Here is a 21,503-nt window from a genome sequence, read left to right on the forward strand (position 1 = left end):
GACCCCTTCGGAGAGGACACAACGTGATGGATATCGAAATCGCCACTGGCACGACACGGCCGCCAAACGAGGAGCCGGAAGGGTTGGAGTCGCTTCCGGATTACCGTGAACTCCCGTTCTACGCCAAACAACAGCGCGTTGCCATGCGCAATTGCGGGATCATCGATCCCGAGAGCATCGAGGAGTACATCGCCCGCGACGGCTATATGGCGCTGGCGAAAGCCCTGCGAGGCATGAATCCGGAGGCCGTGGTTCAGGAAGTCACCGAGTCAGGACTTCGCGGCCGGGGTGGCGGCGGGTTCCGCGCCGGCATCAAATGGGGCCTGTGCGCCAAGGCCAAATCCGACGTCAAATATGTCGTCTGCAATGCGGACGAAGGCGACCCCGGCGCGTTTATGGACCGTTCCATCCTGGAAGGCGATCCCCACGGCGTGATTGAGGGGATGATCCTGTGCGGATACGCGATCGGCGCATCCGAGGGATATATCTATTGCCGCGCGGAGTACCCGCTGGCGATCCAGCGCCTCAAGAAGGCGATCCAGCAGGCCACGGAATATGGCTTCCTGGGCAACAACCTGTTCGGGCGGCCTTTCAGTTTCCGCCTGAGGATCAAGGAAGGCGCCGGCGCCTTCGTCTGCGGCGAGGAAACCGCGCTCATCGCCTCCATCGAGGGGCGGCGCGGTGAACCCCGGCCCCGGCCGCCGTTTCCCGCGGTTTCCGGCGTGTGGGGCAAACCCACGAACGTCAACAACGTCAAATCTTACGCCAACGTTCCGCGAATCATCCTCAACGGCGCCAAATGGTTCAGGGGGATCGGCACCGAGGGCAGCCCCGGCACCGCGATCTTCGCACTTACCGGCAAGGTCAAGAATACCGGCCTCCTGGAAGTCCCTATGGGCATCACCCTCGGCGAGATCATCTTCGATATCGGCGGCGGGATCCCCAACGGCAAGGCCTTCAAGGCGGTACAGACGGGTGGACCGCTCGGCGGTTGTCTGCCGACGCGGCACCTCAACGTGCAAGTAGACTTCGACTCGCTGCGTTCCGCTGGCGCCGTCATGGGCTCCGGCGGAATGATCGTGATCGATGAAGACACCTGTATGGTGGAGTTCAGCAAGTTCTTCCTCGAGTTCGCCACCGCGGAATCCTGCGGCAAGTGCGTTCCGTGCCGTGTCGGGGGCCAGCGAATGCTGGAGGTCCTGACGCGTATTTCGGACGGACGGGGCGAGCTGGAAGATATCGAGACGCTGAAGAACCTCGCGGCCGGGATGAAGCACGGCGCGCTCTGCGGCCTCGGGCAATTGACCCCCGGCCCGCTGATGTCCGCGCTCCAGTATTTCGAGGAAGAGTTCCGCACCCACATCCTCGAAAAGCGTTGTCCGGCCGGTGTCTGCAAGATGCTGACACGAGCCAAATGCGTCAACGCGTGCCCCGCCGAAGTGGACGTTCCCGCTTTTGTCGCGCTCATAGGCCAGGGCCGGTACGCCGAGGCGCTGGATGTCCATCGCGAGCACAACCCGTTCGCCGCGATCTGCGGCCGCGTCTGCCCCGCTTTCTGCGAGGCGAAATGCCGTCGCGCGGACATCGGCGAACCCCTCGCTATCCGTCACGTGAAGCGCTTCATGGCGGACCACGAGATATCACAGCCGTGGGCGCCCGCGCGGATGGACGCGCCCCGTTCGCAGAAGATCGCCGTTGTCGGCGCCGGCCCGGCCGGGCTCACCGCCGCACTCCGCCTCTGCCAACTCGGCTATCCGGTCACCGTTTTCGAGAAGCTGCCGGTGGCCGGCGGTATGATGGCGGTCGGGATCCCCGAGTATCGCCTGCCTCGCAACATCCTCACCGCCGAGATCGAAAACATCCGCCGCGCCGGGGCCGACATTCAGACGGGGAAGGAACTGGGCCGCGATTTCACGGTGGACAGCCTCCTGGATAAGGATGGCTTCAGCGCCGTGGTCCTCGCCATCGGCGCCCACAAGAGCCGCCGAATCGGAATCCCCGGCGAGGAACTGGAAGGCGTGCTCCACGGCACGGACTTCCTGCGCGAGGCCAATCTCGGCAATCCGCCGCCCGTGGAAGGAAAGCGGGTCGCCATCGTGGGTGGAGGGGCGGTCGCCATCGATGCCGCCCGCATGGCCTGGCGCCTGGGCGCCAGCGAGATCCATCTCGTCTATCGCCGGGGCCGCGAAGACATGCCCGCCTGGGGCGACGAAGTGCGCGCGGCGGATGTCGAAGGCATCAAGTTCCACTTCCTCACCAATCCGACCCAGGTCCTGGGCGAGAAGCACGTCACGGGTCTCGAATGCGCCAAACAGAGCCTCGGCGAATTCGACATGAGCGCCCGACGGCGGCCGCAGCCGATTCCCGGGTCCGAGTTCGTGCTGGACGTTGATCTCGTCATCCCGGCTATCGGCGAAGCGCCGGACCTGGACTGCCTCGATGGCAGCGGCGGCATCAGCGTGAACCGCGACAGCACCATCACCATCAGCGCCGATCTCGCGACCTCCCGCGAAGGCGTCTTCGCCGCGGGCGACGCCGCGCTGGGACCTGCAACCGTCGTGATGGCCGTCGCACAGGGCAACAAGGTCGCCGCCGCCGTCGACACGTACCTCCACGGCCACACCGTCATCCAGCCCCGATTCATCAGCGACTACCACGCCGTTCCGCAGATATTCAACCTGGACGATTACGCTGAAGCGCGCCGGCCGGTGATGCCGGAACTGAGTGTGGCGGAACGCTTCCGGAGCGTCGCTGAAGTCGAGCTGGGGCTTGATGAGGAGACGGCCCGCGCGGAATGCAGGAGGTGCCTCCGCTGCGATCTGGAATGGATGGCAACTTCCTATCCGATGTCCGAAACCGACGAAGAGGGCAAGCTCATCGCGGCGATGATGGAATGACCTGGGCATCCGGCATTCGGCATCCGGCATTCAGACCGAGCCGAACCGGGCTCTCCGCAACCTGAATGCCGGATGCTGGATGCTGAATGCTGGAGACTGACTATGACCGTTCTGAACGTAACGATAAACGGCAAGACCATGGAAGTCGCGGAAGGGACCACGATTCTGCAGGCGGCGAATGCTGCCGGGATTGAGATACCCACGCTGTGCCATCACCCCGCGCTGAAGGACATCGGCGCGTGCCGGATGTGCCTCGTGCAGATAGAGAACATGGCGGCGCTGCAACCCGCGTGTTCCTACCCCGTGATCGACGGGATCAAGGTGGAAACGCACACGCCGCGGACCCTCGAAATGCGCAAGTTCGTTCTGGAAATGCTCTTCTCCGAACGGAACCACTACTGCATGTTCTGCGAGATGAGCGGTGACTGCGAGCTGCAGAAACAGGCCTACGCACACGGCCTCGCCCACTGGACGTACCCCACGCCCAACCCCAAACTGCAGGTGGACGCCTCGCGCACCTACTTCATCATGGATCACAACCGCTGCATCCTCTGCCGGCGGTGTATCCGCGCCTGTGGCGACGTGGTCGGGAACCATACGCTGGGCATGATGTCCCGCGGGGCCAAAACGATGGTGACTGCCGACATGGACGAACCATTCGGCGATTCGACCTGCGTCTCGTGTGGTACCTGCCTCCAGGTCTGCCCGACCGGCGCCCTGGTGGACCGCCGAAGCGCTTATGGCGGCCGCAACAAGGACGTTGACACCGTGAACAGCGCCTGCACGTTCTGCAGCATCGGCTGCCGCGTGAACGTCATCACGCGAAACGGCCGCCCGTTGCGAGTGGAAGGCGATTGGGACGGCCACAACCAGGGCGTCCTCTGCCTCGCCGGCCGGTTCCAGCCATTGGAGACCGGAAGGCGCCGCGTGACAACGCCCATGGTGAAGCGGGACGGTGCGTTGGAGCCCGCCACCTGGGATGAAGCCCTGGCCGCGGTGGCCAAGGGCGTTCAGGCAGCCGTGCCCGGCAAGATCCACGCTTGGGTGACCGCTGCGACGCTGGATCAGCCTATGGACGCGGTGGTCGAGACCTTCCGTGGCAAATTCGGCGGCGACGTGAAGACGCTGGAAGCTGCGCCGCCGCCCGGGGAGACCCCCAACGGCGGAGCGATGAAGGACATCGATACCGCCGACCTGGTGCTGGTGGTCGACGCCGACCCGCTTACAGAACACCGCGTTCTGGGCTACCGCATCAAGCGCGCAGCCGACAACGGCGCCCGGATTCTGGTCTGCGCGGACGGCGACAACTCGATGGCGGACTTCGCGCATGAGGCTTTCCCGCTGTCGAAACTGGATTGGGCTCTCGCGTCCGTCACGACCGCGGAGCGCCCGGTGGTGGTCTATCGCGCCGCGATGGACCCGCGCCTGCGCGCAAAACTCGCCGTCATCAAGGCCGTCTGCATACCGCTTCACGCCGCCGCCAACGCGGCGCGCGCCATCAGCCTGGGCCTCAACAACGAAGCCGATGGAGATGCCGAAGCCCTCTACATTCTGCTGGAGGAACAGGCCCTCACCCCCGAACAGCGCGAACAGGCGCACAAAGCCCCCTTCGTCGTGATGCACGCCTGCTACGTGGACGATGTCGACGGGCTGGCCGACGTTGTGCTGCCGGCCCCGCTCTGGTACGAGCGCGAAGGCACTTTCCACAACATCGAAGGCAAGAGCGAACGTGTTCGTCCCGCGGCGCCGCCTCCGGAGGACATCTGGTCCGAAACGAGCGTGCTGCAGCAACTGTCACTGCGCGTCTGACACGGTAGGTCGGGCCTCCGCGCCCGACACGGTAGAACGGGCGTCTCGCCCGTTGATTGGGCTGGGCCTCCGCGCCCGACACGGAATGTCCGGCGGCGCGCCGGATATCACGAAGGGAACTTGACGATGGCGAAACCGAAAATCGCAACCGACTGGATGGGGGATTGTGCGGGCTGCCACATGTCCCTCCTGGATATGGATGAACGCCTCCTCACGGTGCTGGGAAAAGTGGAACTCACATCTTCACCCATCACGGACCTCAAGCATCCCCCGGAGGAGGGCGTAGCGGTGGGCGTCCTCAGCGGATCGATCAACAATACGTCCAACGTGTACGTGGCCCGGATGATGCGAAAGCGCTCGGGGTGCCTCATCGCCATGGGGGATTGCGCCGTCCTGGGCGGAGTGCTCTCCATGCGGAACGCCTTTGACATCAAGGAGGGGCTGCGCCGAGCGTACATCGACACCGAGAGCACCGTCGACGGGTTCATCCCGCAGTCCGATGAGCTCGCCAAACCCATCCGCAACCGCCCGCTGGACCAGGTGGTGAAGGTGGACTACCACCTGCCCGGCTGCCCCCCGTCCGCCGACGCCATCTTCCACGTGCTGAATGAGCTCGCGGAAGGCCGGGAGCCGGTGGTAGAAGGGGAAGCGCTCAAGTACGACTGAGGGGTTAGGTGAAGGGCTGAGGGCTGAGGAGAAAAACGATGGCCCATTTCGAGGAACTGATCGCCTGGCAGAAGGCGCGGCAGTTGGCGGCGTCCGTTTATACCGTTACGCGATCCGCTCCATGGGCGAAAGACTTCGGACTGGCCGGACAGATACAACGAGCGGCGGTGTCCATCATGGCCAACATCGCAGAAGGCAATGAGAGGGGGTCGAGCGTTGATTACCATCGGTTCCTCTGCATGGCGAAGGGATCTTGCGCAGAAGACCGGTCTCACCTTTGCATCGCGTTCGATATAGGTTACCTGAACGAGGATTCATCTCACGAATTGATGAAGGAAGCTGACGAGGTCAGTCGATTGGTTGGAGGACTACGCGCTGCGATAGCGCGCCGGTTGAGCCAGGAGACCTTAGTGTCACCGCCTCAGCCCTCGGCCCCCAGCCCTCAGCCCTGACATCCGATCCACCGAGCGAATAAGGACTAGAGGAATGCAGAAGATAACCATTGAACCTGTGACCCGGATTGAGGGGCACGCGAAGATAACCATCCACACCAATGAAAACGGCAAGGTGGAACGGGCTTACCTGCACGTAAACGAATGGCGCGGCTTCGAGAAATTCTGCGAGGGCAGGCCCTACTTCGAAATGCCCCAGATTACCCCGCGTATATGCGGTATCTGCCCGGTAAGCCATCACCTGGCGGCTGCCAAGGCGTGCGACGTCATCATCGGCGCCGTTCCCACACGCCCGGCGTCTCTCCTGCGCGAACTGATGCATATGGGGCAACTCATCCAGTCCCATTCGATGCACTTTTTCGAGCTCGCCGGTCCGGACCTGCTGCTAGGATTCGACGCCGCCCCCGCCATCCGCAATGTGGTGGGCATCGCGCAGGCCAACCCGGACCTGGCGGTGAAGGCGATCCGGCTGCGCGCGTTCGGGCAGGAGATCATCCGGGCGCTGTCCGGGCGTCGCATTCATCCGACCTACGCGGTTCCCGGCGGGGTGAACAACGCGATCACCGTTGAACAGCGCGACTCCATTCTTGCGCAATGCGACGAGATGTTGGAGATCATGAAGGTCGGCATCGCGCTGGCCAAGCGCTGGTACGACTCCCATATGGACCTGGTGGACCGCTTCGCCGTGTTCCAGTCCGGCTACCTCGGCATGGTGGACCCGGATGGCGCGCTTCAACTTTACGACGGGGATATCAGGCTGATCGACAGCCAGGGCCGGAAGCTCGAGCAGTTCGCCGCCGCTAACTACCTCGACTACATCGGCGAGCACGTGGAAGACTGGAGCTACCTCAAGTTCCCGTTCTACCGCAGACTTGGGTGGCCCGATGGAACGTATCGTGTCGGGCCTCTCGGTCGCTGCAACGTGGCCGAGAAGATCACGACGCCGATCGCCAACGCGGAACTCAAGCACTTCAAATCCATCAATACCGGCCGGCCCGTGGAAGGCACCCTCTGGTACCATTACGCCCGCCTGATCGAGGATGTGTACGCGCTGGAACGGGCGAAGGAAATACTCCACGATCCGGACATCCTGTCAAACGATCTCGTTGCGCCCGCCTACAACCCCAAACGGGAGGGCATCGGCTGCATCGAGGCGCCTCGCGGCACGCTCTTCCACCACTACAAAGTCGATGACGACGGCCTTCTCACCCACGTCAACCTGATCGTCGCCACGGGCCACAACAACCACGCGATGAGCAAGGCCGTGGAGATGGTCGCCAAGGCGTTTGTGGACGGCAACAAGCCCACCGAGGCGATGCTGAACCAGGTGGAGGCCGCCGTTCGCGCGCACGACCCGTGCCTGTCCTGCTCGACGCACGCCGCGGGCCAGATGCCCATCGCGATCGAGATACTCGGCCCCGACGGCAGCGTAATGCAAACGCTTCGGCGCGGATAGTGGAGAAGGATTCAGGGTTCAGGGTTCAGGAGTCAGCGTGGAACGCGATCCTTTCCAAAGAAGGCGAAGTCATCGGCACCGGGCTGACTCCCGACTCCTGTCTCCTGTCTCCTGCCCTCATCATCGGCTACGGCAACCCCTACCGCCGCGACGACGGTGTGGCCTGGCACGTCATCAACGCCCTCCGCGCACGCCTCGGCCGGCCCCCATTGGCTCTGGATGACACCGGCGAAGACAACCTCGGCCACGCCGTCGACACCGTGATGGCTCACCAACTGGTCCCCGAAGTCGCGTTGCTGCTCCCCCCATATTCGCGAGTGATCTTCGTGGACGCCCACATCGGCGAGATCCCTGTGCCGCTCCGGGTGATCGAGGTTGAACCGGGCGGCGAGTTTCAGGCGACCACCCACCACTTCGGCCCGGGCATGCTGCTCTCGCTCGCCCAGGCCCAGTCCGGCACCTCCCCGCGCGGCTGGCTGGTCTCCATCCGCGGCGACGATTTCAACTACGGCGAAACCCTCACCGAGACGTGCGCAAGCCAGGTGGAACCGGCGGTGGACGAGATTATGCGGCTGGCCGATACGAACTGACTGGGCCGCCAATCGGCCGGTAGATCGGGGCATACTCAACACAACGCTTGGTTAAATAGGTCAAATATGGCATATACTCCAAGGGGGGAACCTCCCGACAAGAGGATCGTTTGGCTAAAGGGGCAGGTCGCTTCGCCTCCATTTTCGGAGCGTGCGCGTATCTTGGTTGGCCATCTCCTCCGCCTGCTCCAGCGCGGCCAGACCGTGGCGATGCCGGACTCGCGTCCCATGCCTTCGGTCGAACCCGGCTGCCACGAGTTGCGAGTGCGTGACGTTGACCATTCGTGGAGACTGATTTATTACGTTGGCCCTGATGAGATCGTCGTATTGGACGTCTGGTCGAAAAAGACGAATCAGACGCCGGACAACGTGATCAGGGAGTGCAGACGTCGCTTGCACGCCTACCAGGCAGCCAAACGGAAGGTGGATTGAAATGGAGCAGGATACGAGAGCGCGCCTCGAAGCCGCTGGCTGGGTCGTGGGGTATGCCGATGCGTTTGCCCACCTTACACCGCAAGAGTCGGCTCTTCTGGATCTGAAGGATAACCTCGGACGGGCAGTTCGCGAGCTTCGTAACAGTAGACACATCACACAGGCGCAACTTGCCGGCCTGATGGGAACCACTCAGTCTAGGGTCGCCAAATTGGAGGCCGGTGACCCCCGCGTCTCAACTGACTTTGCGATTCGTGCGATGATCGCCATGGCGACCAACCGGAGGAACTTGGCTAGAGCCGTGGCCGGGTGGCCTTTGGCTTCAAGGCGGCCCGTCCGCGCGAAGACGGCGCCCTGACGACCAATGCAGGGCCGTTCCGAAAACGACTAATCGCAGCGCTCGGAGCTAGCGGACCTGCAAGCGAATCCGGCTCTTACGTCTTCGCCTTGGCCCAGGCCCAATCCGGCGCAACCCCTCGGGGCTGGCTGGTCTCCATCCGCGGCGATGACTTCGACTACTGCAAAACCCTCACCGAGACGTGCGCAAGCCAGGTGGAACCGGCGGTGGACGAGATTCTGCGGCTGGCCGGCGGGATATGGGCGGGCGGTGAACCGTCTTATTCCGCCGGCATGCTCGCAGGAGGCGACTTCGGCGGACCTGCCGGTCCCAAGGTGCACGTCAGAGCGTCCCGCCGCCGCTCAGCGCTGCTGCCGAATACGAACTCAAACGTGAATTGCGACGATGTCCCGCCGTCGGGGGATGCCGGTAGCGCCGTAGCAGTCGCTCTCACCGCCTCGATGGGCGGGGTTGCCGCGCCGACGCCAAAGCAGGCCCCCACTAAGTCGGCGTATGCGGCGCGGGCGTATCGGGGGATCAGTGCGACGGACAACCCTTGCGCCGTGCCAGTCTGTTTGAAAGACGCGCAAGACAACCGGCTGAGGAACCGGAACGCGGCTGTCAGCTTGTCATCCGCGATCCACGGGGCTGAGTAGCCGTATTTCGGCAGACAGGTGCTCTGCTCAACGCTCAGATCCGACGCGATCAGCGATTGGGCGAGATTCAGCTTCCCGCCGCCGCCGGTATCCTTCATCGCCGCGAGTGTGCTGTTGGGCAACTCCTGTAGCATCATGGCGGGCCAGTTGTCCGTGCGGAAGACCAGCGCATTCCCATCCCACGCCCATGAGTGCCCATACTTCGCGGCGAGCGATACGATCAGGTCCCTGGCCCGTTGGTCGCGGGCGTTCACCGAACCGTAACCGCTTGTGTAGTAGTCGCTGACGATGGGAATACCCGTGGCGTGCGCGACGGCGCGCATGCCTGAGTGAAACCCTATGGCCGACTTGTAGTCCAGTTTGACGATTAGGTCCAGGCGGTCTGCCTGTTTTGCGGCAAGTTGCTGTGTCGGTTTGAACGCCTTCAGAGTTTCCGCGAGGGTGGGTCTGTCTAGTTTGGCCGGCCGGCGAGCGGTCGCCTCCGGTGTCAGGTAGCACACATCGGTGAAATCCGAACCATTATCTCCGCGGATCTTCAGGAAGAACGCATCCGAGGGATACAACCTCTCCGCCGCCAACCGGCGTTCCCCTGTGAATTCGATGCTGGTTGCATCGATGAACTGGTCAGCGTTCTCACTCGTTCGCAGGAGGCCGGCAAGCAGGGCGCTCCGCTCTTCGTTGCCCTTGCCGGAAAGGCCGACTGTAACCGACCGGCCTGCGGCAAGTTGCCCGATCTGGGCGTCCGAGAGCGCGGCGAACGCGTCATAAAGCGGCTTCCTGGGCTCCCAGTTCATGTAGTTGTGAAACCCCGTCTCTTCGGGCGTGAGGTTGTCGGCGTCCTCATCCGTCATTGCCAACACTTTGCGCAGGCGCGCGAACGCCGCGGATTTGTGAGCCGAGTCAACTTTGGCCAACACGGTGCGCAATCGCTCCTGTTCGCGGCGGATGCGGGGATCGCGAGTGAGAACTCGGAGACCGTCCCATCGTCGAGCCGCTTGCTAGACCACTGGTAGCCGAATATGCGCGCGATGTTGCGCTGTAGATCCGCCAAGGGGTATTCCTTCACGAAGACATCTAGTTTCTCGTCGGCGATGTCATAGCCCACCCGAAACCGGACACCGGTCCTTGCCGTGAGGGACTTGGCGAGCGTGCGGAGGTCAGTCCCCTGCATGTCGCAGGTAACCCGTGGGCTGCCGGGACCGGTGGCGTTTTCGCCGTGAACGCCCGATGCGGTCATCAATGCGAACGCCATCACACAGATGGCAATTCGATATGGGATGCCGCTGCGATAGAAAGCGCTCATGTCGCTACCCCGAAATCGAGAGGTCGAAGAAGTTGACGACGTCGACAGATCACCATGGATTCTATCAAGTGCGACGGTCGCAGGACCATAGGAAATGCGCGGGGCGGCCGCGCTCCGTCCAATCGTCCGCGATAGGAAATCCTCTGCGACACCTCTGCGTTCCTCCGCGTCCTCTGCGTTGAACCTGGATCCGTCGGCGGAGCGCCATAATGTGGATGCGGGACGCTCCTGTCCCCTTTCACTGGCGGGAGTCTCTCGATGGCGGGTCCGTCTTACGTGGTACTGGCCGACGGCGCGTTCGACGTGCATCATGCAAAGACCGCCTGTGTCCTGCTCCGCTACAAACCGGAGCAGATCGCTGCGGTGATCGACAGCCGATACGCCGGTTCCACGGTATCCGATGTTGTGGGCTTCGGCGGCGATGTGCCTGTGGTCGCCGACCTCCAGGCGGCGTTGCGCTACGGTCCGAACCGCCTGCTCATCGGCATCGCACCTGCGGGCGGTAGATTGCCCGATGCGTGGCGAGCCGTCCTGCTCGATGCCCTCAGCGCAGGCCTCGACCTTTACAACGGCCTCCACACGTTCCTTCGCGACGACCCCGAACTCGCCGCGGCGGCCCTGAGCGCCGGGCGCGCATTGGTTGATCTGCGCGCCGTCCCCGATCACTTGTCCACACCCAATGGAAGCAGGGCGACCGTCCGCGTTCCGGTCATCCTCACGGTGGGGACCGACTGCAACGTGGGCAAAATGACCGTCTGCTGGGAAATCGTGCGTCGCGCCGCTGCGGCGGGACGATCATATGCGATGGCGGCCACCGGCCAGACCGGCCGCCTTCTTACCGGCGAGGGGTTCGCGATCGACCGGGTCATCGCCGACTACGTCGCCGGCGCGGCGGAACGCCTGGTGTGCGAGGCGGCGCCGGGGAAGGAACTGGTTCTCGTGGAGGGGCAGGGAAGCTTGCTGCACCCAATGTACAGCGGTGTGACCCTTGGCCTGCTCCACGGGTCGCTTCCGGATGCAATGATCCTCTGTCACGTCGCCGGACGCCAGACGATGCGAAGTTGCGACACGCCGATATGCAGTGATCTGGCCCGGGTGCGTTCGATCTACGAGGAGGCCGCCGCCTGGGTGAAACCGGCGCCTGTTATCGGTATCGCCATCGCCACCCGGCACCTGTCCGAGGGAGACGCCCGCGCCATCCTGGAGTCTACCTCGCGGGAGACAGGCCTTCCCGTCGAGGACCCCATCCGATTCCCGTCAGGCGCGCTCTACGACGCCTGCGAGGCCTGGCGGATGTGCACCACCCTATGATTACCGATCGCAGCCACTGGCTCACGGAATCCGAGCGGCGTCGCGCGGGCGCTTACTACACGCCATCTGAGCTCGTCGATGAACTGGTGGAGTCAGCGCTGGCGCCGGTGATTGAGGATGCCCTGAGGAACGCCGCCGCTCCGGTCCGCGCGCTCCTCTCGATCCGCGTCGTAGACCCCGCGTGCGGCGCGGGCGCCTTCCTTGTCGCCGCATTGGAAGCGCTCGCCGAAAGGTTGTCAGCAGTGGGTGGCGTCACGGTTCACGATGCGCGCCGCGAGGTCCTTCGCCGTTGCATCGCCGGCGTAGACAACGATGCCTCGGCGGTCGAATTGTGCCGCGAGCGTCTGGCGCGTATTGCGGGCGTGCCGGCAGAGGATGTGACCGGCGTTCAACTCGGAGACAGCCTGCTGGCCCCTCCGCCAGTGCTGCTCGCTGGGCCGTTCGACTGCGTGCTGGGCAACCCTCCGTTTCTGAACGCCATCGAGCGCGCAGGGCGCGTGGAGCGCCGCGCCGCGCTGTCCGGGATCGCGCCGGAATTAGGCGGCACCGCCGACGAATCGTTCCATTTCCTCGCGCTGGCGATGCGGATCACCAGGCCCGGAGGACGCATCGGGATGGTCCTGCCGCGCACCGTCCTCAACGCTCCCGCCGCCGAGGCCCTTCGCGACCCCGTACAGACGGCGCGTCATCCGCGGCGCATTCGCGTCCTCTCGCGTTCCGACCACTTCCCCGGCCGCCAGGTCTACGTATGCCTGCTCACGCTCGGCCCGCCCGGCCCGTGCGAGGTGTCAGCGGAAGGCCGCTCCGCCACCAGCACTATGGAAGGCGCCAACTGGTGGCGCGGCCTGCGCGGGCTCCTCGATGGGGCGCCTATATTGGACGGGCACGGGCCGGTTATCGGCGAACTGTTCCAGGTGACCGCCGGCATGACCGCCGCGGATGCCTACCACGTGAAACCGTACATTGTTGATTCGCGCGCCGGCAACGGACTCAAGCTGGTTACGACCGGCCTCATCGACCCTGATGAGTGCCTGTGGGGGGCGCGAACATGCCGGTATCTGGGCGAGGATTACCGCCACCCCCGCGTGCGGGAGGATTCCCGCCTCACACCGGCCCTGCAACGCAGACTGTGTAATGCGCGCCGGCCCAGCGTCATCGTCGCCGGCCTTTCGTCGCGCATCGAGTGCTTCCTGGACGCCCGCGGCGAGTACATCGGCGCCGTCTCGACGTTCGCCATCAACCACCCCGACGACGACCTCGTTGCGCTTCGCGCGGTGGCCGATGCGCTATCGTCACCGGAGGCATCCCGCGTGTACGAAATGGAGCTTGGCGCCAACGCCCTCGGCGGCGGCAGCATCCGCATGACGAGCGCCTTCCTCCGTGCCTTCCGCATGTAGCGCGGGCGCTTCGCCCGGCCTCACTTTGCACTCTTCATTTTCCATTTTGCATTGGTCCCGGATTCCAACGCGGAGGACGCGGAGGACCGCAGAGGTTCGCGAAGGGGAGATTACCACGGAGGAAACGGAGGCTTGGATGGAGCGCGGGCGCCCCGCCCGTACCCGGTCGGCGCGGCGCCGGGCTGGCGGGCAGGCTATAATCAGCTGCGGAGGTGAAGTGAATGAGATTCCTCGTCCGGGTGTTCGCTCTCATCGCGTGCGCCCTTGCGATATTCCTGTTGCTCACCCTTGGTCTCACGAAGCTCCAAATGAAGAACTTCAACCGCAACGCCGTTGGCCCGGCGCCGCCTGCCTCGATGCCTCTGTTGGTTGTGGACCGCGACAGAGAGGGCCGGCCCGTGGATGCGCGGATAATTCCCTATCGCTACCTGGCCTCCATTCCACCACCCAAACTCACGCGCACATTTGAGGCAAACGTCGGTGAAGAACGGATAATCAACGACCTGATCGCCTCCAGTTACGACCACAGACCCGACGCCAGCCCGGGCATATCACTTCGTCGGCCAGGGACGGTTCGACGTGAAGACAGCCCAACCGGACCCGTCATGCGTGTTGAGGACACCCTCGATAGCGACTATATGAGGGTCGGATGGTACCAGGTGGTCGGAAACCACGTGGTTGCGACCTCCTACCAGCACTACTTCGGACCCGGCCTGGCGCTGATGTCCGCGGCACTAAGCGCCGTCCTTACGTGTTTCGCTCTCGTGGCTGGTGGCGTGGTGATCGCCGCACGCCGCCGGTCTTCACGGCGAGTCGCCGAGTGATTCGCCCCAGCACCATGTTTCAAATGCTGCGCGCGGTCACATAATAATACCGTGCGCGCCGCACCGGCGTGCGAGGAGTACCATTGGATTCGAAACGAAGTTGGCTTCGCGAGCCGTTCTGCGGCATATCGCATATGCTCGGTGTTGGCTTGTCCATCGCGGGCCTTGTCGCCCTGCTCTTTGTCGCGCACGGCCGCCCCTGGCACGTGGTTGCCTATTCGATCTACGGGGCAACGCTCATCGCGCTGTACACCGCCAGCACGCTCTATCACTCCATTCAAACCCATGAGCACGGTATTAAGCGTTTGCAGCGTCTCGACTACATTGGGATTTTTCTCCTGATTGCCGGAACGTATACGCCGGTCTGCCTGGTGGCGCTGCGGGGCACGCTGGGCTGGACGATGTTCGGGATCGAGTGGGGGATAGCCGCCCTCGGCATCATCGCCACGTTCGCCTGGAAAGGCGCGCCGGAGTGGGTGCGTGTGGTGCTTTACGTTCTGATGGGTTGGCTAACCGTGATCGCCTTGCCCGCGATGCGCGCCGTTTTGCCTCCCGCGGCACTTGGGTGGCTCATCGGCGGCGGCATCTCGTACACCGTCGGGATGATTGTGTACGCTACCGACTGGCCGCACCTCTACCCGGGCAAATTCTCGGCGCACGACCTGTGGCACATCTTCGTCATCGGCGGCAGCGCGTGCCATTTTGTTATGGTCCTTTGCTTCGTTTCGCGGCTGGTATAGCGTCCGGTGCACGAGGTCAGCATTATGCAGAGCGCCCTGGAGGCCGCCGAGCGCCACGCGCTTGAGCAGGGCGCCACGCGGATCCACAGGATCGTCTTGCGAATTGGCGCGGAGTCCGGTGTCGTGCCGGACGCGCTCGAGTTCGCGTTCGGCCCGGTAACGGAGGGCACGATGGCGGACGGCGCCGCCCTGGAAATCCTCCGAGTTCCGGCCGTCTGTTTCTGCCGCACGTGTGAATCCGAGTTCCAGCCGGATGATATCATCCATTTCTGCCCCGACTGCGGCGCCCCGGCACTGGAAATGCTTCAAGGCACGGAGATGGAACTGGCCTCACTGGAAGTCTCATAATCGATTATGCCTGAACCACCCACTCGTCTCATCGAAGTCACGGAAGCCCTTTTGGGCAAGAATGAGGACATCGCCGCCCGCAATCGCGCGCTCTTTGGTAAGCGCGGAATGCTTGTGCTGAACGTCCTGTCTTCGCCCGGGTCCGGTAAAACCACGCTCATCCATCGCGCCATCGCGGAGCTCTCACCGGAACTCGCGCTCGGCGTCATCGTTGGCGACCTGGCGACGGACAACGACGCCAAACGTCTTCGCGAAGCCGGTGGCCCCGTCATCCAGATCACCACCGGGACTGTGTGCCACCTCGAAGCCGAAATGGTCGCCCGCGCCGCGAACGACATGGGACTCGACGGCCTGGACATCCTTGTCATCGAAAACGTCGGCAACCTCGTCTGCCCGTCGGCCTATGACCTGGGGGAAGATATTCGAATCGTTCTCCTCGCCACAACCGAGGGTGAAGACAAGCCCCTCAAATACCCGACAATGTTCCGGACGGCGGACGCTGTGATCCTGAATAAGAGCGACATCTCCGAGGTGCTGGGATTCGACCGCGAGGCGGCCCTGGCGGCCATCAGGGCGGTTTCCCCCGCCGCGCCCATCTTTGAGGTCTCCGCCCGCACCGGGGCAGGCATGGATGCCTTCTATCGCTATCTGAGAGATCGGCTCGCGGCCAAGAGAAGCGCTTCGGCGGGGTGATCCGCACGAAAGCAGCTTCACGCCGCTCCGACCGAAACCCAAAAAACAACCTGGCGATGATGCCGGAAAGTGAGCCTGCACATGGGGCTTAACGAAGAAGCACTGGAATACCACAGCCGGAAACCTGCCGGCAAACTCGAAATCACACCCACCAAACCCTGTTCCACCCAGCACGACCTTGCCCTGGCCTATACGCCGGGCGTCGCGGAACCCTGCCGCCGCATCGCTGCCAACCCGGACGACGCGTTCCTCTATACGTCGCGCGGCAACCTCGTCGCCGTCATCACCAACGGAACGGCGGTGCTCGGCCTCGGCAACATCGGCCCGCTGGCCGCCAAGCCCGTGATGGAAGGCAAAGCGCTGCTGTTCAAGCGATTCGCGGACCTCGACGCCGTGGACCTCGAACTGGACACGGAGGATCCGGAGGCGTTCATCGCCGCGGTGAAGCTGCTCGAGCCCTCGTTTGGCGGGATCAACCTCGAAGACATCAAGGCGCCTGAGTGCTTCCTGATCGAGGAGCGTCTGCGCGCGGAGATGAACATCCCGGTTTTCCACGACGATCAGCACGGAACGGCCATCATCTCCGGCGCAGGGCTGCTCAATGCGCTGGACCTGGTGGGGAAGCGGTTCGAGGACGTGAAAATTGTCTTCAGCGGCGCCGGCGCGGCGGCCATCGCTTGCGCCCGGTTCTACAAAATCCTCGGCGCCAAGGCCGAGAACATTCTCTTCGTCGACAGCAAGGGGGTGTTGCACAAGGGCCGCACCGAGGGCATGAATTCGGTGAAAGCGGAATTCGCCGCCGAGACGGATGCCCGCACTTTGGCCGATGCGCTCGTGGGCGCCGACGTGTTCGTCGGCCTCTCCGGCGCCGGAATCGTTTCGCCGGCGATGCTCTGTTCAATGGCGGACAAGCCCATCGTTTTCGCGCTCGCCAATCCCGAGCCCGAAATCTCGTACGAAGACGCGCTGGCAGCGCGCCCGGACGTCATCGTAGCCACCGGCCGTTCGGACAAGCCGAACCAGGTCAACAACGTGCTGGGATTTCCCTTCATCTTCCGGGGCGCCCTGGATGTTCGCGCCACCGGCGTGAACGGTGCGATGGAGATCGCCGCCGCCCGCGCCCTGGCGGAACTCGCGCGCGCGGACGTGCCGGACTCCGTCGCCAAGGCGTACGGCGTGAATGTGCTTCACTTCGGCCCGGATTACCTTATCCCCAAACCACTGGACCCCCGCGTGCTGCTCTGGGTCGCCCCGGCCGTGGCCAAAGCCGCGATGGACACCGGTGTCGCGCGCGTGACCCTCGACATCGATAAGTACCGCGAACAACTGGAAGCGCGACTCGGCGCCTCTCGCGAACTGATGCGCATCATCATCAACAAAGCCCGCGCTCACCCCAAACGTATCGTGCTCGCCGAGGGCGACAACGAGAAAACCATTCGCGCGGCCGTGCGTATGAAGCAGGACGGCATCGCCCTGCCCGTGCTGTTGGGCAGCGAATCCGTCGTATGCCGGGTGGCCTCCGATCTGCAGGCAGACCTCACCGGTATCCAGATTCTGGACCCCGAAGACCCGAAGACCCGCGCCGCGTGCGCGCAGCGGATCCACGAATTGCGCTGCCGGAAGGGGATCACCAGCACCGAGGCCTGGGAAATGGCCGGCAACCCGAACTATCTCGCTGCCGTGATGGTGGAGACCGGCCAGGCGGACGGTATGGTCACCGGTGTCACGTTCCACTACGCCGACGCCCTCCGACCGCCGCTCCAGATCATCCGCGCCGCCGAGGGCTGCCGAACCGCCGCGGGCGTATACGTTTTGACCACGCGAAACCGTGTCCTTTTCTGCGCCGACACCACGGTCAATATCAGCCCGGACTCTGCCACGCTTGCCGAGGTCGCCATACTCACCGCCCGGCTTGCCCGCGATTTTGACATCACGCCGCGCGTCGCGCTCCTCAGTTTCTCCAACTTCGGCAGCACGCGCCACCCGCGGTCGGACATTGTTCGCCGCGCCGTCGAGATCATACGCGAGCGGGAGCCGGACCTGATCGTGGACGGCGAGATGCAGGCGACCACTGCGTTGTCCGCCGATTTCCTGCACTCGATCTACCCGTTCAGCCGCCTGAAGCAGGACGCCAATGTGCTGATCTTCCCGAACCTGGAAGCCGGCAACATAGGCTACAAACTGGTGCAGCGGACCGCCAACGCCGAGTGCATCGGCCCGATCCTCGTCGGGATGAGTAAACCGGTCTACGTCGTACAGCGCGGCGACGAGGTGAAGGACATCGTCAACGCGGCCGCCGTGGCCGTGGTGGAAGCCCAGAAACTGGCCGCCCGCACATAGGGGGCAGAGGCCGGGATTCGGTAAGCCGCCATTCGGGATTCAGCCTCCGCGGGCTGATTCCCCGAATGGCGGCTTGTCGGTTGCGCCATCCGCTCCAACCTCCCACGTAAATCTCGCAATTCCAGCCTCTCCGGTGTTTGCTCCGGCCGATTTTGGGTATAGCGATGCGTACGGCCCAAACGGCCGGAACGAGATCAAAGGAGGTCGGTACAATGTACCTGGTGATATCGCATTGGGAGCCTTTGCCCGGTAGGGACATGGACTTCGAGAGGACGGGGCCAAAGGTGAGGGAAGCGCTGCGGTCCACCCCCGGCGTGGAGTTCATGGAGGCCATCAAAAGCGACGGCAAGTATACCGCGGTCCACGGCTACAAGGATGAGGCAACGTACCACGCAGTGGTGGACGATCCGAACGGGCCGTTCTCGAAGGCGCTGGCGGATTCTCATCTGGAGGACGTCGCACGCTGGGTCGGCTCAGAGCGCGGAGAAACGATACCGCACTGAAGGGCAGACTCTAGTATTGAGACTTGAGAATTGAGGGACGACTTCCGATCCGTCACTCAATTCTCAAGTCTCAGATCTCAATGCTCACTTCGGTTGCGTGCTCAACGGCCAGTTGTCGGTTCGGAACGGGAAGAGCGGCAGGCCATCCCCGTTGAATATGCTGGTCTCGGGGTTGGCGTCCCAGGCGTAGCGGACGGCGACCGGATTGGGCACGCCGGCCGCCGAGACGACCAGGGTGTCGCCCTCGACCTTCACGTCAGCCCACACGAACTTGCGGTCTTCACCGGCGACGGCGAAGCCGCCCGTCTTTCCGTCTCTGGCGACCAGGCCTCCGCCCACATGGTCGAATGTCAGGCGGATTGCTCCTTTTTCGATCTTCATCGAGCGGTACTCCGGTCCGGAATACGCCACCTTCTTGCCGCAGAACCTGGCGAGGGCAACGAGAGCGAGGCGCCGGCCAACTTCCTGCTTGTTCTTCGGGTGGATGTCGCCCGCGTCGCCGATATCGACGGCGGTGGCGATTCCGATATTCTTCCCCGTGGCGGCGGTCAGGTACTGTGCCTCGCGGAGTTCGGCCCAGGCATCGTCGGCGGGCTCCGCTTTGCGCTGCATGAAGCCGGCAAGCTGGACGATAAGGAACGGGAAGCGCCCTTCGTTCCAGCGATGGCGCCAGTCGCCGATCATAGTCGGCAGCAGCGTGCGGTACTGGTACGCCCGCCCCGCGTTGCCTTCACCCTGATACCAGATGGCGCCTTTGATGGCGAAGGGGATAACCGGCGAGATCATCCCGTTGTAGAGCACCGTTGGAAAGTTGACATTGTCCTTGATCGGACCGGGGGGAGTGGCGCCGGCGGGCGCGGCGTTGTAATCGGCCCTGAGCTTGAGATCGGCGGCGAAATCCGGCATCGCGGCGAGGCCTTCGGCGCCGGTCCACGACTCGGCGTTCGTGCCGCCCCAGGCGCTCTGGATAAGGCCGATCGGTACGTTCAGCTGCTTGTTCAGTTCGCGTCCGAAGAAATATGCGGCTGCGCTGAAGCCCTCCCACGGACCCCGTTTGATGTTATCCGGCGTGCAGAGGAGCCATTCGCCCTTGAGGGTGGATTGCGGCACGGTGTTGAAGGTCTTGGCAACGTTGAACAGACGGATCTTCGGGTAGTTCGCGGCGGCGATTTCTTTCTGGGCGTCGTTCACAAGGCCGATGCCCATTTCCATATTGGACTGGCCGCTGCAGAGCCACACGTCGCCGACCAGCACGTCCTCGAAGGAAACGGAGCGGGGGCCGGTCACGAAGAGCGAGTAAGGGCCTCCGGCCTTCAGCGGTCCGATGCGCGCTTCCCATTTCCCGTCGGCGCCGGCTTTGGCCTGGGAGACCGATCCGTTCATAATGACGTTCACGCGTGCGCCGGGCGTGGTCCAGCCCCAGACCGGCACTTTCATGTCGCGCTGCAGGACCATGTGGCTGGAGAACATGGGGCTTACGAAGGGGAGATTCGCGGGGCTGGATTCCTGAGCGCCGGCGTGGGGCGTCAGCGCCGCGAGAAGCAGCGCAATCAGTGACATTTTCGTCTGCATTTAGAAACCTCCAGATGGCGACACCGGGGCTGGAGTGCCCCGGTGCGATACTTCGGTGTGTGAAAGCACAGGGAGCGGGGCTAGTCTTCCCAGACGCGCAGACCCTGGGCGACCACCTCAAACGGCAACACCTGTCCCTCGGCGGCCGCGATGGCCTTCTCAACCGGCTCGCGGCTGCCCGGTTCAACAACGGAGATCATGCACCCGCCGCCGCCGGCGCCGCAGATCTTGCTGGCCAACGCCCCGGCCTCTTTGGCGGAGGACATGATGCGGTCGATTTTCGGCGTGGTGACACCACGAGCGAGGCCCCGGCGGTTGCGCCACTCGTCATCAACCTGCTGGGCAAAATGGTCCCAGTTTCCGCGCACGATAGCCTCGCGCATGGCGACGGCGGTGTCCTTGATGGAGCGCAGTTTGTCTCGCTCGCCCTCGGCGTCATCGATGTAGCGGCACATCATGATCCAGTTGCTGGTGCCGCTGAAGCGCGTCTCGCCGGTATAGGAGAGAACCACGCGCTTGTTCAATTCGGCAAGGGCGGCGTCGCCCAACGATTCCACTTTGTCTTCACCCGGAAGAAACCAGAGCGCGTTCACACCGCCGTAGGCCGCGGCGTAGTAATCCTGATTGCCGGTCGGAATCTCGATCACCTGGGCTTCCAGGTGGGAGGCTGTGTGCACGATCTGGCTCTTGTCCAGGCCCTTCCCGGCGATTTCGTTCAGGGCGCCGCTGAGTGTGATGAGCAAACACGAACTGGCGCCCAGGCCACTCCCCTTGGGCGCTCTACTCAGCGTGGTGACGTTAACTCCGCGATCGTAGTCTTTGAGGTAATGCTTCACCACGCGGGCCAGAAGCGGGAGCTTGCCCTTCACGTCCAGTTCCTGCACGCAGTCAGCGTGTTGTTCGAGATCGATGTCTTCCGCCCTCAGAACGATGCGCTTGTCATCACGTTCCTCGATCTTCACCGTGCTGCCGACGTTGATGGCGGCATTGACGGTGAGGCCGAACTCCTCGAAGAGGTAAAGGGGGTAGATATCCAGGGTTCCGCCGGCAAGGTCTATCCTCGCGGGCGCCGTGGAGTGGATGGTTCTTTTCAATGTTTATGGGTCCGGCACGGAGAGGCGGCTCCGTGCTTCCTTTCAAGTTGAGAATCGGGACAACGGAATTGAGACTTGACCTG

18 protein-coding genes are annotated in these 21,503 nt (G+C 63.6%); 15 read left to right on the forward strand and 3 right to left on the reverse strand.

Going from position 1 to position 21,503, the window contains the following annotated elements; all coding sequences use genetic code 11:
* Positions 1-26: 26 nt before the first annotated feature.
* The 7 genes from VGM51_02875 to VGM51_02905 all read left to right on the forward strand — a co-directional run bounded on the left by VGM51_02875 (position 27) and on the right by VGM51_02905 (position 8,302).
* The gene (locus VGM51_02875; GenBank protein ID HEY3411980.1) at positions 27-2,897 is read left to right on the forward strand and encodes an FAD-dependent oxidoreductase; all 2,871 of its coding nucleotides are present in this window, start codon (positions 27-29) and stop codon (positions 2,895-2,897) included.
* A gap of 102 nt (positions 2,898-2,999) precedes the next feature.
* A complete protein-coding gene (locus tag VGM51_02880) occupies positions 3,000-4,706 on the forward strand; it encodes a molybdopterin-dependent oxidoreductase (GenBank protein ID HEY3411981.1) in 1,707 nt (568 codons plus the stop codon).
* A 126-nt stretch (positions 4,707-4,832) separates the two neighbouring features.
* Positions 4,833-5,372 (forward strand): NADP oxidoreductase, encoded by a 540-nt coding sequence (locus VGM51_02885; GenBank protein ID HEY3411982.1) that lies wholly within the window; start codon positions 4,833-4,835, stop codon positions 5,370-5,372.
* A 38-nt stretch (positions 5,373-5,410) separates the two neighbouring features.
* Positions 5,411-5,824, forward strand: coding sequence for a four helix bundle protein (locus VGM51_02890; GenBank protein HEY3411983.1), 414 nt, complete (start codon positions 5,411-5,413; stop codon positions 5,822-5,824).
* A gap of 34 nt (positions 5,825-5,858) precedes the next feature.
* Positions 5,859-7,280: a Ni/Fe hydrogenase subunit alpha gene (locus VGM51_02895; protein HEY3411984.1), complete on the forward strand. Its 1,422-nt coding sequence runs from the start codon at positions 5,859-5,861 to the stop codon at positions 7,278-7,280.
* A complete protein-coding gene (locus tag VGM51_02900) occupies positions 7,280-7,870 on the forward strand; it encodes a hydrogenase maturation protease (protein HEY3411985.1) in 591 nt (196 codons plus the stop codon). The genes VGM51_02895 and VGM51_02900 overlap by 1 nt, the downstream gene beginning before the upstream one ends.
* A gap of 66 nt (positions 7,871-7,936) precedes the next feature.
* Positions 7,937-8,302 (forward strand): type II toxin-antitoxin system RelE/ParE family toxin, encoded by a 366-nt coding sequence (locus tag VGM51_02905; GenBank protein ID HEY3411986.1) that lies wholly within the window; start codon positions 7,937-7,939, stop codon positions 8,300-8,302.
* A 617-nt stretch (positions 8,303-8,919) separates the two neighbouring features.
* On the opposite strand, the gene VGM51_02910 is transcribed toward VGM51_02905, so the two are convergent.
* Positions 8,920-10,209, reverse strand: a complete 1,290-nt coding sequence (locus tag VGM51_02910) for a hypothetical protein (protein HEY3411987.1) — start codon at positions 10,207-10,209, stop codon at positions 8,920-8,922.
* 647 nt (positions 10,210-10,856) lie between these two features.
* On the opposite strand from VGM51_02910, the gene VGM51_02915 reads away from it, so the two are divergent.
* The 8 genes from VGM51_02915 (at position 10,857) to VGM51_02950 (ending at position 18,754) form a co-directional block, all read left to right on the forward strand.
* Positions 10,857-11,909, forward strand: a complete 1,053-nt coding sequence (locus tag VGM51_02915; GenBank protein ID HEY3411988.1) for a DUF1611 domain-containing protein — start codon at positions 10,857-10,859, stop codon at positions 11,907-11,909.
* Positions 11,906-13,306, forward strand: a complete 1,401-nt coding sequence (locus tag VGM51_02920) for an N-6 DNA methylase (GenBank protein ID HEY3411989.1) — start codon at positions 11,906-11,908, stop codon at positions 13,304-13,306. The genes VGM51_02915 and VGM51_02920 overlap by 4 nt, the downstream gene beginning before the upstream one ends.
* Positions 13,307-13,527: 221 nt before the next feature.
* The gene (locus VGM51_02925) at positions 13,528-14,130 is read left to right on the forward strand and encodes a hypothetical protein (GenBank protein ID HEY3411990.1); all 603 of its coding nucleotides are present in this window, start codon (positions 13,528-13,530) and stop codon (positions 14,128-14,130) included.
* Between the two features lie 83 nt (positions 14,131-14,213).
* The gene (locus VGM51_02930; GenBank protein ID HEY3411991.1) at positions 14,214-14,870 is read left to right on the forward strand and encodes a hemolysin III family protein; all 657 of its coding nucleotides are present in this window, start codon (positions 14,214-14,216) and stop codon (positions 14,868-14,870) included.
* 6 nt (positions 14,871-14,876) lie between these two features.
* Positions 14,877-15,218 carry a hydrogenase maturation nickel metallochaperone HypA gene (gene hypA, locus VGM51_02935; GenBank protein ID HEY3411992.1) on the forward strand — a complete coding sequence of 114 codons (342 nt, stop codon included), beginning with the start codon at positions 14,877-14,879 and terminating at the stop codon, positions 15,216-15,218.
* Positions 15,219-15,224: 6 nt separating this feature from the next.
* Entirely contained in the window at positions 15,225-15,911 is a 687-nt protein-coding gene (hypB, locus tag VGM51_02940) for a hydrogenase nickel incorporation protein HypB (GenBank protein HEY3411993.1), read from the forward strand.
* Between the two features lie 81 nt (positions 15,912-15,992).
* Entirely contained in the window at positions 15,993-18,251 is a 2,259-nt protein-coding gene (locus tag VGM51_02945; GenBank protein HEY3411994.1) for an NADP-dependent malic enzyme, read from the forward strand.
* 212 nt (positions 18,252-18,463) lie between these two features.
* Positions 18,464-18,754: a hypothetical protein gene (locus VGM51_02950; protein ID HEY3411995.1), complete on the forward strand. Its 291-nt coding sequence runs from the start codon at positions 18,464-18,466 to the stop codon at positions 18,752-18,754.
* A gap of 84 nt (positions 18,755-18,838) precedes the next feature.
* On the opposite strand, the gene VGM51_02955 is transcribed toward VGM51_02950, so the two are convergent.
* Complete coding sequence (locus tag VGM51_02955) at positions 18,839-20,326, reverse strand: sialate O-acetylesterase (protein HEY3411996.1); 1,488 nt, start codon at positions 20,324-20,326, stop codon at positions 18,839-18,841.
* Between the two features lie 80 nt (positions 20,327-20,406).
* On the reverse strand, positions 20,407-21,420 hold the full coding sequence (locus tag VGM51_02960; protein ID HEY3411997.1) for a GHMP kinase: 1,014 nt from the start codon (positions 21,418-21,420) through the stop codon (positions 20,407-20,409).
* Positions 21,421-21,503: the final 83 nt, after the last annotated feature.

This window comes from Armatimonadota bacterium, assembly GCA_036504095.1.
Classification (GTDB): Bacteria; Armatimonadota; DTGP01; order JAKQQT01; family JAKQQT01; genus DASXUL01.